11 protein-coding genes are annotated in these 15,397 nt (G+C 71.3%); 4 read left to right on the plus strand and 7 right to left on the minus strand.

Going from position 1 to position 15,397, the window contains the following annotated elements:
- Positions 1-30 precede the first annotated feature (30 nt).
- Positions 31-1,149, plus strand: a complete 1,119-nt coding sequence (locus ABRP24_RS12030) for a polyprenyl synthetase family protein (RefSeq protein ID WP_027465241.1) — start codon at positions 31-33, stop codon at positions 1,147-1,149.
- 70 nt (positions 1,150-1,219) lie between these two features.
- Here ABRP24_RS12030 and ABRP24_RS12035 read toward each other — a convergent pair whose 3' ends face one another.
- Positions 1,220-1,576, minus strand: coding sequence for an Rv2175c family DNA-binding protein (locus ABRP24_RS12035; RefSeq protein ID WP_173033316.1), 357 nt, complete (start codon positions 1,574-1,576; stop codon positions 1,220-1,222).
- Between the two features lie 172 nt (positions 1,577-1,748).
- Between ABRP24_RS12035 and ABRP24_RS12040 the strand changes: the two genes are divergently transcribed.
- A complete protein-coding gene (locus tag ABRP24_RS12040; RefSeq protein ID WP_349848395.1) occupies positions 1,749-3,035 on the plus strand; it encodes a LysM peptidoglycan-binding domain-containing protein in 1,287 nt (428 codons plus the stop codon).
- A gap of 82 nt (positions 3,036-3,117) precedes the next feature.
- Complete coding sequence (pknB, locus tag ABRP24_RS12045; RefSeq protein WP_349848397.1) at positions 3,118-5,184, plus strand: Stk1 family PASTA domain-containing Ser/Thr kinase; 2,067 nt, start codon at positions 3,118-3,120, stop codon at positions 5,182-5,184.
- Between the two features lie 95 nt (positions 5,185-5,279).
- Here pknB and ABRP24_RS12050 read toward each other — a convergent pair whose 3' ends face one another.
- The 3 genes from ABRP24_RS12050 to ABRP24_RS12060 all read right to left on the minus strand — a co-directional run bounded on the left by ABRP24_RS12050 (position 5,280) and on the right by ABRP24_RS12060 (position 8,498).
- A complete protein-coding gene (locus tag ABRP24_RS12050) occupies positions 5,280-6,665 on the minus strand; it encodes a class II 3-deoxy-7-phosphoheptulonate synthase (protein ID WP_051596677.1) in 1,386 nt (461 codons plus the stop codon).
- Positions 6,666-6,768: 103 nt separating this feature from the next.
- Positions 6,769-7,494: a 1-acyl-sn-glycerol-3-phosphate acyltransferase gene (locus ABRP24_RS12055; protein ID WP_027465236.1), complete on the minus strand. Its 726-nt coding sequence runs from the start codon at positions 7,492-7,494 to the stop codon at positions 6,769-6,771.
- 50 nt (positions 7,495-7,544) lie between these two features.
- Positions 7,545-8,498: an ROK family glucokinase gene (locus ABRP24_RS12060; RefSeq protein ID WP_017886608.1), complete on the minus strand. Its 954-nt coding sequence runs from the start codon at positions 8,496-8,498 to the stop codon at positions 7,545-7,547.
- Between the two features lie 121 nt (positions 8,499-8,619).
- Here ABRP24_RS12060 and ABRP24_RS12065 point away from each other — a divergent pair, with 121 nt between their 5' ends.
- Positions 8,620-10,632, plus strand: a complete 2,013-nt coding sequence (locus ABRP24_RS12065; protein ID WP_349848400.1) for a long-chain fatty acid--CoA ligase — start codon at positions 8,620-8,622, stop codon at positions 10,630-10,632.
- A gap of 527 nt (positions 10,633-11,159) precedes the next feature.
- Here the strand turns inward: ABRP24_RS12065 and ABRP24_RS12070 are convergent.
- From ABRP24_RS12070 to ABRP24_RS12080, 3 genes are all read right to left on the minus strand, one after another.
- Positions 11,160-11,291 carry a hypothetical protein gene (locus ABRP24_RS12070; protein WP_258366694.1) on the minus strand — a complete coding sequence of 44 codons (132 nt, stop codon included), beginning with the start codon at positions 11,289-11,291 and terminating at the stop codon, positions 11,160-11,162.
- Between the two features lie 143 nt (positions 11,292-11,434).
- Positions 11,435-11,938, minus strand: coding sequence for a peptide deformylase (locus ABRP24_RS12075; RefSeq protein ID WP_027465234.1), 504 nt, complete (start codon positions 11,936-11,938; stop codon positions 11,435-11,437).
- A 1-nt stretch (position 11,939) separates the two neighbouring features.
- Entirely contained in the window at positions 11,940-15,350 is a 3,411-nt protein-coding gene (locus tag ABRP24_RS12080; RefSeq protein ID WP_349848403.1) for a pyruvate carboxylase, read from the minus strand.
- Between the last annotated feature and the right edge of the window lie 47 nt (positions 15,351-15,397).

Below are 15,397 nucleotides of genomic sequence, written 5' to 3' on the forward strand. Positions count from 1 at the left end.
TGCCTCGACCACTCCACTAGGGTAGGGATCGTGGCTGAGAGTACGCGATTAGTGGACCTCGTATCGGCGCGTATCGACCGGGCACTCGACGAGCAGCGTGAACGGCTCCTCGCGATCAGCCCCGACCTCGCGCCGTTCGACCGGTACGCACGAGACCTGTTGTCCGGCGGCAAGCGCTTCCGGGCACTGTTCTGCTACTGGGGATGGCAGTCGGTGGCGGGCCGTTCGGGCTCGTTCGACCCGCTGGCCGAAGGGTCCCGGCAGACCACGGCCGAGGCGGTCGTCACGGTCGCCGCCGCGCTCGAGGTCTTCCACGCCGCCGCCCTGGTGCACGACGACATCATGGACCGCTCGGACACCCGCCGCGGGCGTCCGGCCGCGCACCGCCGCTTCGAGTCCCTGCACGAGGAGTCCGGCTTCGTCGGCGACCGCGGGCAGTACGGCACGAACTCCGCGCTGCTCCTCGGCGACCTGCTGCTCTCGCTGAGCGACTCGGTCTTCGACGAGGGCCTCGCACTCCTCGACCCGGTGCGGGCCCGCATCGTCCGCCAGGAGTTCCACGCGATGCGCCTCGACGTCACGGCGGGGCAGTACCTCGACGTGCACGAGGAGACCGCCTGGCCGGTCATCGACGAGTCCGAGCACCTGCTCCGCGCCCAGCGCGTCATCGTCTTCAAGTCGGCGAAGTACTCGATCGAGGCCCCGCTGGTCATCGGTGCCCTCGTCGCCGGCGCGAGCGACTCCCAGCTCGAGGGCCTCCGCGCCTTCGGGCTCCCCCTCGGCGTGGCGTACCAGCTCCGCGACGACATGCTCGGGGTCTTCGGCGATCCCGAGGTCACCGGCAAGCCGGCCGGCGACGACCTGCGCGAGGGCAAGCGCACCGTCCTCATCGCCTCGGCGCGCAAGACGCTGGCGAACGGCCCACGGCAGCTCCTGGACGAGCTCCTCGGAGACCCCGACCTCGACGAGGAGCAGGTGCAGATGCTCCGCGCGACCCTGACCGAGTCGGGCGCCGTGGCCGCCGTGGAGCGGTCGATCGAGCGGCACGTCCAGCGCGCCAAGGCGGCGCTCGACGCCTCGCCACTGACGCCGTCGGCGCGCGAGCAGCTCGCGTCGCTGGCCGACACGGTCAGCCGCCGGTCGTCCTAGACGCGAGGCCAGGACGGACAGGAGGCCCGTGGCGACACCGCCACGGGCCTCCTGTCCGTCCGGATGGCGTCTAGAGCAGCGACTGGGCGACGCGACGCACCTCGGCCTTGCGGCCGGCGCGGAGCGCCGCGATCGGCGTGGTGCCCATCGCGTCGTCGACGGTGAGCATCCAGCGCACCGCCTCGTCGTCGGTGAAGCCGTTGTCGCCGAGCACGATCAGCGTGCCGCGGAGCTCGGGCATCGGCTCCCCGTCCTCGAGGAACTCGACCGGCACGCGCAGCACACCGCCGACGCGGGCTGCCAGCAGGGTCTTCTGCTCGAAGAGTCGGTGGATCCGTCCGGGGCTCGTGCTGAACATGTCCACCAGCTCGGGGACGGTCAGCCAGCGTTCGGAGAGGGACAGGTCGTCGGCGGGTGCGGCACTCACACGCCCATGGTGCCAGAGTGACCGCCGGAGTGAATCCGCCTCGTTCGTCACATTCGTCACATCCACCCCATCTGACTCTCTGGTTGACTTGGGAATCAGGCCATGCCAGCGTTGTGGCACCTGTGAGTGCGCGCATGCGTGCGCACGGCTCAGTCGAGATCAGGAGAAACCCGTGGACCACGCTGCAGACGAAGTCGCCCGGCGCGCACGATCCGCCCGGTTCGCCACCATGCCCATCGTCCTCGCGGGCACGATCGCCGTGACCGCCGGCCTGACCGGCCCGATCGCGCACGCCGAGCCGCGGCACGACGACGCCGACGCGAACCACAAGCGCCACGTCGACCAGGACCGCGCCGTGACCGACCGCCCGGTGTTCGGCACCGCCGTCGCCCGGCCGACGCAGACCGTCGTGCGGACGGTCGCCGCCACCACGAAGGCCCCCACGACCGCTGTGCCCACGAACTACACCGTCCGCCACGGCGACACGGTCTCGGGCATTGCCGCCCGCTTCGGCCTGTCGGCGCAGGAGATCCTCGTGCGCAACGGCCTCGGCTGGAACACGATCATCCACCCCGGGCAGACGCTCCACCTCGCTTCGACGCCCGCCGTCACCACCGCGGCGGTTCGGACCTCCGGGTCGACCGGCGGCTCCGGCTCGGACACCTCGAGCTACCACGTGAAGCAGGGCGACACCGTCTCCGGCATCGCGTCCCGCGTCGGCGTGTCGACCACGGCGCTCCTCAGCGCGAACAAGCTGTCGCAGCGCAGCGTCATCTACCCCGGGCAGACGCTCCGGGTGCCGCACGGCACGTCGTCGACCCCGTCGGTGTCCACCGCCTCGGCCCCGTCGACGAAGACCAGCGTGAAGATCAGCGCCGGCGACACCGTGGCCTCGATCGCCGCCGCGCACCACGTCTCCGTCAAGTCGCTCCTGTCGGCGAACGGCCTGTCGTACACGAGCACGATCTACGCCGGCAAGACGCTCGTCATCCCGTCGTCGAACGCCACCGCCGCGCCAGCGGTCTCCGCGAGTGCGGCGGTCAGCGGTGCCGTCGGCCTGAGCGCCGAGCAGCGCCAGAACGCCGCGACCATCGTGGCCGTCGGTCGATCACTGGGCGTCCCGGACCGCGGCATCGTCGTGGCCCTCGCCGCCGCGATGCAGGAGTCGAGCCTCCGGAACCTGCCGCACGGCGACCGCGACTCGGTCGGCCTCTTCCAGCAGCGTCCGAGCCAGGGTTGGGGCAGCGCGCTGAAGCTGCAGGACCCGGCGCACGCCACCGCGCTGTTCTTCGGCGGGCGACACAACCCGAACGCCGGCAAGACCCGCGGCCTGCTCGACGTGCCCGGTTGGTCCTCGATGAGCATCACCGACGCGGCCCAGGCCGTGCAGCTCTCCGCCTACCCGAAGGCCTACGCCACCTGGGCGAGCGCCGCCGAGGGCTGGCTGGCGACGCTCTGAGCCTCATCCGGAAGATCGAGATTGGGTCACGGGCGGTGCGCCGGTGCGTCCGAGTGCGGTTCCGATTCGTAGAATGCCGCCGATGACCACCAACGCCGCCACGGATCCGATGATCGGTCGCATGATCGATCAGCGGTACCGCGTCCGCTCCCGCATCGCGCGCGGGGGCATGGCGACCGTCTACCTCGCGACCGACGTGCGCCTCGAGCGACGCGTCGCGATCAAGATCATGCACGGGCACCTGGCCGACGACCAGGCCTTCCGTGAGCGCTTCATCCAGGAGGCCCGGTCGGCGGCCCGGCTGTCGCACCCGAACCTGGTGGGCGTGTACGACCAGGGCGCCGAGGGCGAGATCGCCTACATCGTCATGGAGTACATCCCCGGCATCACGCTGCGGGACCTGCTGCAAGAGCACCACGCCCTGACGCCCGAGCAGGCGACCGACATCCTGCGCGCCGTGCTGGCCGGCCTCGCCTCGGCCCACCGCGCCGGGATCGTGCACCGCGACCTGAAGCCCGAGAACGTCCTGCTCGCCGACGACGGCCGCATCAAGCTCGGCGACTTCGGCCTGGCCCGGGCCACGACCGCGAACACGGCGACCGGCGCGGCCCTGCTCGGCACGATCGCCTACCTGTCCCCCGAGCTCGTGACCCGCGGTGCCGCCGACTCGCGCAGCGACATCTACGCGCTCGGCATCATGCTGTACGAGATGCTCACCGGCGAGCAGCCCTACAAGGGCGAGCAGCCCATGCAGATCGCCTACCAGCACGCCAACGACTCCGTGCCGGCACCGAGCGCCGCCGTGTCCGGGGTGCCGCCGGAGCTCGACGAGCTGGTCGCCTGGTCGACCGCACGCGACCCCGAGGACCGCCCCCGCGACGCCCGCGAGATGCTCGACCACATGGCGGGCAACCAGCAGCGTGCGACCGGCCAGTACCGCACGGCCGTGCTCCGGCCCGAGAACGGCACCGCGATCCTGCCCTCGGGTGGCTCCGGCACGCTCGGCGCCGCAGCGGCCGCAGGAGCCGCAGGAGCCGCAGCTGCGGACGAGACCGCCATCATCGACCGGTCCGGCGACCGCGACACCGGCGACCGCGGTCGAGCACCCGCCCGTGCGCGCGGCAACGCCCCGGGCCCCCGTCGCACCGGGGCACAGCCGGGCGTGCTCTCCCCCGCCGGACAGCGGCTCGCCGACCAGTCGGCGAAGCGTCGGAAGCGCGGCTGGATCCTGCTGTCCGTGGTCGTCGTGCTCGCGCTGATCGGCGCCGGCTTCGGCTGGTACTTCGGCCCGGGGCCGGGTGGCAACGTGCGGATCCCGGAAGTCACGGGCAAGTCGGTCTCGCAGGCCCGGCAGCTGCTCGAAGCACAGGGCCTGCAGGCGGCGTCGAAGACCGGGACACGGTTCGACGCCGTCGTCGCGAAGGGGCAGGTCTCCACGACCAAGCCTGCCCCGAAGCGCGAGGTGCAGAAGGGCACGGCGGTGCAGATCGTCGTGTCGAACGGCCCCCGGATGATCCCGCTGCCGGCGATCGTCGGGCAGCCGCTCTCCACCGTGACGGCCGCGCTCGACGACGACTTCGAGCTGCAGGACGACCGGTACGAGTTCTCCGCCGACGCCCCGAAGGACACCGTGGTCGCGGCGACCGGTCGCGCGTCCGGCGGCAAGCCGCTCGACCTCACGACGGTGAAGGCCTACGGCGAGACCGGGCCGGTCACGCTGACCGTCTCGCTCGGCCCCGTACCCGACGTGGTCGGCAAGACGGCCGACGAGGCCGCCGCTGCACTCGACGACGTCGGACTGATCCTCGGCGCCCGCACCGAGGAGTACAGCGAGACCGTGCCAGCGGGCCAGATCGTCTCCGCCGCCGTGCAGGACTCCCCAGCCGTGCGCGGGTCCGCGGTGGACGTCGTCGTGTCGAAGGGGCCGACGCCGATCACCGTGCCCGAGGACGGCGTCGTCGGGGCGACGATCAACGAGGCGACGAAGACCCTCGAGGACCTCGGCCTCAAGGTCTCCGTGCCCGACTGCACGAACATCCTCTGCGGCTTCTACGACTGGAAGTCGTCGCTGCCCGTCACCGGCACCGACCCGGGGGCCGGCGCCACCGTCTACCGCGGCGACACGATCACCCTGTCCTACGACCAGTAGGACGGCCGGGCGCGCGCGGCCCGGAACGTGCGGAGACGACGGACAGGAGGCCCGGTGCCAGCTGGCACCGGGCCTCCTGTCCGGGGGTTCCTGCGTTACGAGCGGTCGGGCTGGTGCGCGCCGAGTTCCTCGGCCACCAGGAAGGCGAGCTCGAGCGACTGCATGTGGTTGAGGCGCGGGTCGCACAGCGACTCGTAGCGCGTGGCGAGGGTGGCCTCGTCGATGTGCTCCGAGCCGCCGAGGCACTCGGTGACGTCGTCGCCGGTGAGCTCGACGTGCATGCCACCCGGGTACGTGCCGACCTGGCGGTGCGCCTCGAAGAAGCCGAGGACCTCGTCCACCACGTCGTCGAACCGGCGGGTCTTGTAGCCCGTCGGCGTGGTCAGGCCGTTGCCGTGCATCGGGTCGGTGACCCACAGCGGGTTGGCGTCCATGCCCTTGATCGCCTCGAGCAGCTTGGGCAGCTCGTCGCGGATCTTGCCCGCACCCATCCGCGTGATGAAGGTCAGACGACCCGGCTCACGGTTCGGGTCGAGCTTGTCGACGAGCGCCTTCATGTCGTCGACGCTCGTCGTCGGGCCGAGCTTCACGCCGATCGGGTTGCGCACCCGCGACAGGAAGTCCACGTGGGCGCCGTCGAGGTCGCGCGTGCGCTCACCGATCCAGATGAAGTGACCGGACGTGTCGTACGCCAGGCCGGAGCGCGAGTCGATGCGGGTCATCGGGCGCTCGTAGTCCATCAGCAGCCCCTCGTGCGAGGCGTAGAACTCGACGTGCTTGAGCGCCTCGAAGTCGGCACCGCAGGCGTCCATGAAGCGGATCGCGCGGTCGATCTCCTTGGCGAGGTGCTCGTAGCGGGCGTTCGCGGGGTTCGAGGCGAAGCCCTTGTTCCACGAGTGCACCTGGCGCAGGTCGGCGAAGCCCCCCTGCGTGAAGGCACGGACGAGGTTCAGCGTCGAAGCAGCGGTGTGGTACCCCTGCACCAGGCGGCGCGGGTCGGCCGTCCGGCTCTCCGGCGTGAAGTCGTAGCCGTTCACGATGTCACCGCGGTAGGCGGGCAGCGTGACGTCGCCACGGGTCTCGAAGTCGCTCGAGCGGGGCTTGGCGAACTGCCCGGCCATGCGCCCCATCTTGATGACGGGCATCGAGGCGCCGTAGGTCAGCACGACGGCCATCTGCAGGATCGTCTTGACCCGGTCACGGATGGAGTCGGCGGTGGCACCGGCGAAGGTCTCGGCGCAGTCACCGCCCTGCAGCAGGAAGGCCTTGCCCTGGGCGGCGGCGGCGAGCCGCTCGCGCAGCTTGTCGACCTCGCCCGCGAACACGAGCGGCGGGAGCGTGGCGATCTCGGCCGAGGCGGCCTCGGCAGCGGCGGCGTCCGGCCAGGTCGGCTGCTGCTTGATCGGGAGCGTCCGCCAATAGTCGAGCCCCTCGATGACGTCCGGATCCTGCAGGGCGACGAAGTCGGTCGACTCGAACAAGGGCGTTACCTCGGTGTTCTGTGCGGGCGGCCCGACGACGCCACCGGCACCAGGCCGCGCGTCGTCGATGGGCGTCCTGGCGGGGTGCCGGGACCATCAGAGCCTAACGTGCAGGCGTCGACTTCCGTTCCCGCATGACGGCCTCGCGCGCGGAGCTCGCCCGCTCCTTCACGCTGGTGGCGTAGACGTCCACGTACTCCTGTCGGCTCAGGCCGGCGAGCTCGTGCATCACCTCGTCCGTGACGCTGCGCAGGATGAAGCGGTCGGTCTCGAACCCCTGGAACCGCGAGAAGTCGAGCGGCTTGCCGAACACGACCCCGACGCGCTTGATCTTCGGGAAGCGCTGCCCGATCTGCTGCACCTCGCGCGTGCCGACCATGGCGACGGGGACGACGAGCACGCGCCCCTCGAGGATCATCCGGGCGATGCCGGTGCGGCCGCGGTAGAGCTTGCCGTCGGGGCTGCGGGTGCCCTCGGGGTAGATGCCGAGCTGTTCACCGCGCGCCAGGACCTGCAGGCCGGTGCGCAGCGATGCCTCGGACGCCTTGCCGCCGGAGCGGTCGATCGGCAGCTGGCCGATGGCGTTGAAGAACGTCTTCGTCGCCCAGCCCTTCAACCCGCGGCCGGTGAAGTAGTCGCTCTTCGCCAGGAACGAGAGTCGGCGGTCGAGCACCGCCGGCAAGATCACCGAGTCGATGAACGAGATGTGGTTCGACGCGAAGATGACCGGACCCTTGGCGGGCACGTGCTCACGCCCGACGACCCACGGCCGGAACAGGGTGAGGATGAGCGGGCCGAGCACGAAGTTCTTCAGCAGCCAGTAGGTCATCGACGACTCCAGGTGGTGAGAAGGTGGTGGCCCGGGTGGGTGGCCCGACCCTACGCCGTGCGGGCGTGGATGCGGGCGAGGTCGGCGGCACCGACGACGCCGGCGTCGTTGACGAGTTCGGCGATCACGAAGTCCGGCTCCGGGTGGTACCCGCGGGCCGGCAGGTTGTTGAGGTACGCCTGCTTGATCGGGTCGAGCAGTCGGTCCCCCGCGCTGGCGACGCCGCCGCCGAACACGAAGAGCTGCGGGTCGAGCACCGCGGACAGCGACGCGCACGCCTCGCCGAGGTGCCGACCGAGCCGACGGAGGGCCGCGAGGGCACCCGGGTCGTCGGCCAGGATCAGGTCGCCGACGATCTTGCCGTCGAGCTGGCCGCCGTTGTCGGCGCGCGCGTCAGCCAGGGCCGAGCCGATGCCACCGGCGTCGGCGACGTCGTTCGCCATGCGCTGCAGGGCACGACCCGAGCCGTACTGCTCGATGCAGCCGCGGGCACCGCAGCCGCAGGGCAGCCCGTTCGGGACGATGCGCAGGTGGCCGATCTCGCCGCCGGTGCCGAAGCCCCCGCGGAACAGACGGTCCTCGGTCACGATGGCGCCGCCGACGCCCGTGCCGATGGTGAGCATCGTCATGTCGGACACGAGACGACCGGCGCCGAACCGGAACTCGGCCCAGCCGGCGGCGTTCGCGTCGTTGTCCACCGTGATGTGCAGGTCGCCGAGGCGCTGCTGCAGCTTCTGCCGGAGCGGTTCGTTCCGCCACCGGATGTTCGGCGTGTAGTAGACGATCGACTGCGAGGCGTCGATGAACCCGGGGGCGGCGACCCCCACGGCGCCGACCTGGTGGAGCGAGCTGAGTCGCTCGACCATCGAGACGACGTCGTCGAGCATGGCGTTCGGGTCCGCAGCGTTGGTGGCCACGCGGTCCTCGGCGACGATCTCGCCCAGTTCCGTCACGACCGCACCCGCGATCTTGGTGCCCCCGATGTCGATTCCGATGGCGTGCACGAGCAACGAGCCTACCGGTTCGCCGCGAAGTCACGGAACGCCCGGTGACGCGTCCTATGCTGGCGGTGTCGCCTCGGTGTTGAGGCGCACTCGAGTCGAACCGGCAGACAAGGGAGTCACCGTGAACGATCAGCGTCCTGCACGCAGCAGCGCCTCCACCGACACGTCCACCGCTGGCAGCGCCGCCACCGGGACCACACCGTCGGCCGGCCGGCACGCAACACCCCCCGGCGCCGGCGCGGCTGCACCAGCCGCACCAGCCGCACCGACCACCCCGGCCCAGGGCCACCCGGTCCCCGCGGGCCACGGCGGTCCCGTCGCCCCGGACCACGGCTCGGCGGCACGGCTGCTCGGCGACCGTGTCCGCCTGACGCCCGACCGTCCGATCCTGGCCCAGCGCCACGGTGACACCTGGACGACCTTCACCGCGGCGGAGACGCTCGCCCGGGTGCGCGGCATCGCCAAGGGCTTCGTCGCCGCCGGGCTCGAACCGGGCGCGCACGTCGCGATCCTGTCGCGGACGCGGCTCGAGTGGACGCTGGTCGACTTCGCCGTGTGGACAGCCGGCCTCGTGTCCGTCCCCGTGTACGAGACGAGCTCCCCCGACCAGGTGCGCTGGATCCTGTCCGACTCCGAGTCGGTCGCGATCGTCGTCGAGCAGGAGGAGCACGCGCGCCGCGTCGCCTCCATCGCGCCCGACCTGCCCTCCCTGGGCCAGCACTGGACGATCGACGGCGGCGGCCTCGACGACCTGACCCGGCTCGGCGAGGACGTCACCGACGACGAACTCGATGCCCGGACCGCGAACGTGCACGGCCACGACGACGCCACGATCATCTACACCTCGGGCAGCACCGGTCGCCCCAAGGGCTGCGTCCTGCGGCACGACAACTTCACCGCCACGGTGGAGGGCGCGAGCGAGGCGATGCCCGAGGTCGTCGCCGACGGCGCCTCGACCCTGCTGTTCATCCCGCTCGCCCACGTCTTCGCCCGGTTCATCGCCGCGATGTCGGTGTCCGCCGGCGTCCTCGTCGGCCACGAGCCGGACACCAAGGACCTGATGCGCGCGGTGTCGACCTTCAAGCCGACGTTCCTGCTCGCGGTCCCCCGGGTGTTCGAGAAGATCTACAACTCCGCCGAGCAGAAGGCCGACCTCGGTGGCAAGGGCAGGATCTTCCGCGCGGCCGCAGACACCGCGGTGGCCCACTCCGAGGCCCTCGCAGCCGGCAGGGTGCCGTTCCTGCTCGGCCTGAAGTTCAAGCTGTTCGACCGGCTCGTGTACGCCAAGCTCCGCGACGCCCTCGGCGGCCGGGTCGGGTACGCCGTCAGCGGTTCGGCACCCCTCTCCCCGCGGCTCTCGCACTTCTTCCGCTCGATCGGAGTGCTCATCCTCGAGGGCTACGGCCTGACCGAGACCACGGCACCCGCCACGGTCAACCGCGCCCGCGAACTCCGCATCGGGACCGTCGGCCGCGCGCTGCCCGGCATCGAGGTCCGGATCGCCGACGACGGCGAGATCCTGATCCGCGGCGTCGACGTCTTCGACCGGTACTGGCGGAACGACGAGGCGACCGAGCAGGCCTTCGCCGACGGCTGGTTCCGCACCGGTGACCTGGGCCAGCTCGACGCCGACGGGGTCCTCACCGTCACCGGACGCGCCAAGGAGCTCATCGTCACCGCGAGCGGCAAGAACGTCGCCCCGGCACCGCTCGAGGACGGCATCCGCGAGCACCCGCTCATCGGCCAGGTCGTGGTCGTCGGCGAGGGCAAGCCGTTCGTCGCCGCGCTCGTGACGCTCGACCGCGAGATGCTGCCCGGCTGGTGCGAGTCCCGCGGGATCACCCCGGCGCTGAGCGGGCACGAGGCCGCGTACGACGAGCGCGTGCTCTCCGCCGTCCAGGAGGCCATCGACGCCGCCAACGGCCGGGTCTCCCGCGCCGAGTCGGTCCGGTCGTTCACGATCCTCGACACCGACCTGACGGAGGCCTCCGGGCACCTCACGCCGAAGCTGACGATCAAGCGGTCGGTCATCCTGAAGGACTTCGCCGCCGACATCGACCACATCTACTCCGGGTCGAAGGTGCAGACGACGGCGACCCCGGTGATCGAGGGTCGGCGCCGCAACCGCGCGTAGCGCCCGTCGGGCGTACCGGGCCGATTCGGGCGTACCGGGTCGGTTCTTCTGACCAGGTACGCCCGATTCCGGTAGGTGAGCGCAGGTCGGAGACGCGACCGCCTGGAGGCCCGGCGCCGGTCCGCCGGACTGGCGCCGGGCCTCCAGGCGGTTGCCGCGCGGTCGGCTGGCAGCTTTCGGTCGTACCGGGCCGATTCGGGCGTACCGGGTCGTTTCTTCGGACCAGCTACGCCCGATTCCGCCAGGTACGCGCGGAGTTGACCCGTGACCGACCATCAGCGGGCGTGCCGGGCCGATTCGGGCGTACCGGGCCGATTCGGGCGTACCGGGCCGACTCGGGCGTACCGGGTCGATTCGGGCGTACCGGGTCGATTCGGGCGTACCGGGTCGTTTCTTTCGACCAGGTGCGCCCGAATCCGCCAGGTACGCGCGGGTGTGCACGCAACAGCCTGGAGGCCCGGATCACGTCCGTCGGACGTGATCCGGGCCTCCAGTCTGTACAGCGGGCGCCGGGGCGCCTGCGGGGCTCAGGCCTCCTGCGACTGCTCCGTCGCGGGGGCGTCGAGGACGGCGGTCGAACCGGTCGTGACGGTGGTCTCGGCTGGTCGACGGTTGGTGCGGGTGCGGTGCGAGCTGAGCTCGTCGTTCTGACTGGTCATGCGGGAGTCCTGGGGGGGATGGGATGGTCGTCGGTGGGAGGCCGACAGCAGCACGGTACCCCCTCGTCAGGACAAAGCGACAATCCCCCGTGGGGGTGTCACACCACTGTTCACAGCCGGCGAACGCGGGCCTGTGCGAGCACTCAGTGGAACCAGTCCTGCGCGCGGATGTCGCGCAACGCCTGACGGCGGATCTCGGGGTCGAGCGTCATCACGTAGACGGTGCCGTCGAGGTGGTCGCACTCGTGCTGGAGCGCCTCGGCCATCAGGCCCGTGCCCTCGAGGACGACCTCGTCGCCGTCGACGTCGACACCCCGCACCTTCGCGTACGGGGAGCGACGCGTCGGGTAGCCGAGCCCCGGGACGGAGAGGCACCCTTCTTCCATGAGCTCAGGCTCCCCGGACACCTCGACGATCTCGGGGTTGAGGACGTAGCCGACCTCACCGTCCACGTTGTACGAGAACGCACGGAGTCCGACGCCGATCTGGGGCGCGGCCACTCCGGCACGTCCGGGTTCCTTGACGGTGTCGATGAGGTCCTGCACGAGGTCACGGACCCCGGCGCTCCCGAGCAGTTCGGGGCGGATCGGGTCGGCCGGCGAACGGAGGACGGGGTCGCCGAACAGGCGGATGGGACGAACGGTCAATTTACTGCAGCACCACCAGGAGGTCGCCGGCGTCCACCTGCTGGGTCACCGGGATCGCGAGTCGGCCGACGGTGCCCGACACGGGCGCCGTGATGGCCGCTTCCATCTTCATCGCCTCGATGCTCGCCACCGGCGTACCGGCCTCGACGACGTCACCGACGGCGACCTTGAGCGTCACCACGCCGGAGAACGGCGCGGCCACGTGCTTGGGGTCGGACGCGTCGGCCTTCTCGGCCGCCTTCGTCTCGACCTCGACCGAACGGTCGCGGACGGCGACCGGGCGGAGCTGCCCGTTCATCGTCGCCATGACCGTGCGGATGCCCTTGGCGTCCACCTCGCCGATCGCCTCGAGCCCGACGAACAGGTCGACGCCCTTGCCGAGCGGGACGCTGTGCTCCTGTCCGGGGCGCAACCCGTACAGGTAGTCGACGGTCGGCACGACGGACAGGTCGCCGTACTGCTCCCGCACGCGCTGGAACTGCTGCGTCGGCTGCGGGAAGAGCAGGCGGTTGAGGGCCTGCTGGCGCACGGGTCCGGGGGTCTCGAGGTGCGCGCGTTCGTCCGCCGGCACCGGGGTGATCTCGAGTCGGACGTCACGACCGGCCAGGACCTTCGAGCGGAACGGCTCGGGCCAGCCGCCGGGCAGGTCGCCCAGTTCGCCGGCCATGAACCCGACCACGGAGTCCGGGATGTCGTACTTGTCGGGGTTCTGCTCGAAGTCGACCGGGTCGGCACCGACCGCGGCGAGCTGCAGCGCGAGGTCACCGACGACCTTCGACGACGGCGTGACCTTGGTCGGGCGCCCGAGGATCCGGTTCGCCTCGGCGTACCAGTCCTCGACCTGCTCGAAGCGGTCGCCGAGCCCGAGGGCGATCGCCTGCTGCCGGAGGTTCGACAGCTGGCCGCCGGGGATCTCGTGCTTGTAGACACGCCCGGTCGGACCGGCGAGCCCGGACTCGAACGGGGCGTACACGCGACGGACCGACTCCCAGTACGGCTCGAGGTCACCGACGGCGTCGAGGGACAGTCCGGTCTCGCGCTCGGTGTGGGCCAGTGCGGCGACCAGGGCGGACATGCTCGGCTGGCTGGTCGTGCCGGCCATGGGTGCTGCGGCCACGTCGACGGCGTCGGCCCCGGCGCGCGAGGCGGCGAGCAGGGTCGCGAGCTGGCCGCCGGCGGTGTCGTGGGTGTGCACGTGCACGGGCTGGTCGAAGCGCTCGCGCAGGGCGGTGACGAGCTTCTCGGCCGCACCCGCGCGGAGGAGCCCCGCCATGTCCTTGATGCCGATGACGTGCGCGCCGGCCTCGACCATCTGCTCCGCCAGGCGGAGGTAGTAGTCGAGCGTGTAGAGGTCCTCGGCGGGGTCGAGGAGGTCGGCGGTGTAGCAGAGCGCCGCCTCGGCGACGGCCGTGCCGGTCGCGAGCACGGCCTCCAGGGCTGGACGCAGCTGGCTGACGTCGTTCAGCGCGTCGAACACGCGGAAGACGTCGACGCCGGACCGAGCCGCCTCGTCGACGAAGGCGTCGGTGACCTCGGTCGGGTAGGGCGTGTACCCGACGGTGTTGCGGCCGCGAAGCAGCATCTGGATCGGGATGTTCGGCATCGCTTCGCGCAGCGAGGACAGGCGCTCCCAGGGGTCTTCACCGAGGAACCGGAGTGCGACGTCGTACGTGGCGCCACCCCAGGCCTCGACGCTGAGCAGCTGCGGGGTGAGCCGCGCCACGTGCGGGGCGACGGCGACGAGGTCCTTCGTGCGGACCCGGGTCGCGAGGAGCGACTGGTGGGCGTCCCGCATCGTCGTCTCGGTCACCGCGAGGGCCGTCTGGGCGCGCAGGGCCTTCGACCACTCGGCCGGACCCATCGCCAGCAGGCGGTCGCGCTGTCCCTCGGGCGCCGGGGTCGTCAGGTCGGTGGCCGGGAGCTTGTCGGCCGGGTCGGTGATCAGCGGCGACCGCTCACCGTTCGGCTTGTTCACCGTGACGTCGGCGAGCCAGGTGAGCACCTTCGTGCCGCGGTCCTTCGAGACGTGACCGCCGAAGAGCTGCGGGCGTTCCTCGATGAACTTCGTCGAGACGTCGCCGCGGGCGAAGTCCGGGTCCTCGAGTACGGCCTGCAGGAACGGGATGTTCGTGCTGACGCCGCGGATGCGGAACTCGGCGAGGGCGCGCTTGGCCCGGGACACCGCCGCCGGGAAGTCCCGGCCGCGGCACGTCATCTTCGCGAGCATCGAGTCGAAGTGCGGGCTGATCTGTGCGCCGGTGGCGACCGTGCCGCCGTCGAGCCGGACGCCGGCACCGCCGGGGCTGCGGTAGGTGCTGATCCGGCCGGTGTCCGGACGGAAGCCCTGCGTCGGGTCCTCGGTCGTGATGCGGGTCTGCAGCGCGGCGCCGTGCACGGCGACGGTGTCCTGGGACAGACCGAGGTCGGCGAGGGTCTCCCCCGCCGCGATGCGCATCTGCGACTGCACCAGGTCGACGTCGGTGACCTCTTCGGTGACCGTGTGCTCGACCTGGATGCGCGGGTTCATCTCGATGAAGACGTGCTGCCCCTCGCGCTCGCCCTCGGTGTCGAGCAGGAACTCCACGGTGCCGGCGTTGACGTACCCGATCGACCGGGCGAAGGCCACGGCGTCGCGGTGCAGCGCCTGCGCGACCGCGGGGTCGAGGTTCGGCGCCGGCGCGATCTCGACGACCTTCTGGTTGCGCCGCTGCACCGAGCAGTCCCGCTCGAACAGGTGGATCGTGCCCGCGTCGGTGCCGGTCGCATCGGCGAGGATCTGCACCTCGATGTGGCGCGGACGGATGACGGCCTGCTCGAGGAACATCGTTGGGTCGCCGAACGCACTGTCGGCCTCGCGCATCGCTGCTTCGAGGGCGTCGCGCAACTCGGGCTTCGTCTCCACCCGGCGCATGCCACGGCCACCACCACCGGCGACGGCCTTGGCGAAGACCGGGAACCCGATCGCGTCGGCGCCGGCGATCAGTTCGTCGATGTCGCGGCTCGCCGGGGTGCTCGCGAGGACCGGGACGCCGGCCGCGATCGCGTGCTCCTTCGCGGTGACCTTGTTGCCGGCCATCTCGAGGACGTGCTCGCCCGGACCGATGAAGGTGATGCCGTTCGCGGCTGCTGCCGCGGCGAGCTCGGGGTTCTCGGACAGGAACCCGTACCCCGGGTAGATCGCGTCGGCCCCCGACTCGCGGGCGACGCGGATGATCTCGGAGACGTCCAGGTACGCCCGGACCGGGTGGCCCCGCTCCCCGATCAGGTAGGCCTCGTCGGCCTTGAGGCGGTGCAGGGAGTTCCGGTCTTCGTACGGGTAGACGGCCACCGTACGGGCCCCCAACTCGTAGGCGGCACGGAACGCGCGGATGGCGATCTCGCCACGGTTCGCAACGAGGATCTTCGTGAACACGACGTCCCTTTCAGCCCGGGTTGAGGTGAGACAACCCTAGTGGCGGT

Origin of the sequence: Curtobacterium sp. WHRI 8282, from assembly GCF_040223925.2 — a bacterium.
In the GTDB taxonomy this organism is placed as follows: Bacteria; Actinomycetota; Actinomycetes; order Actinomycetales; family Microbacteriaceae; genus Curtobacterium; species Curtobacterium flaccumfaciens.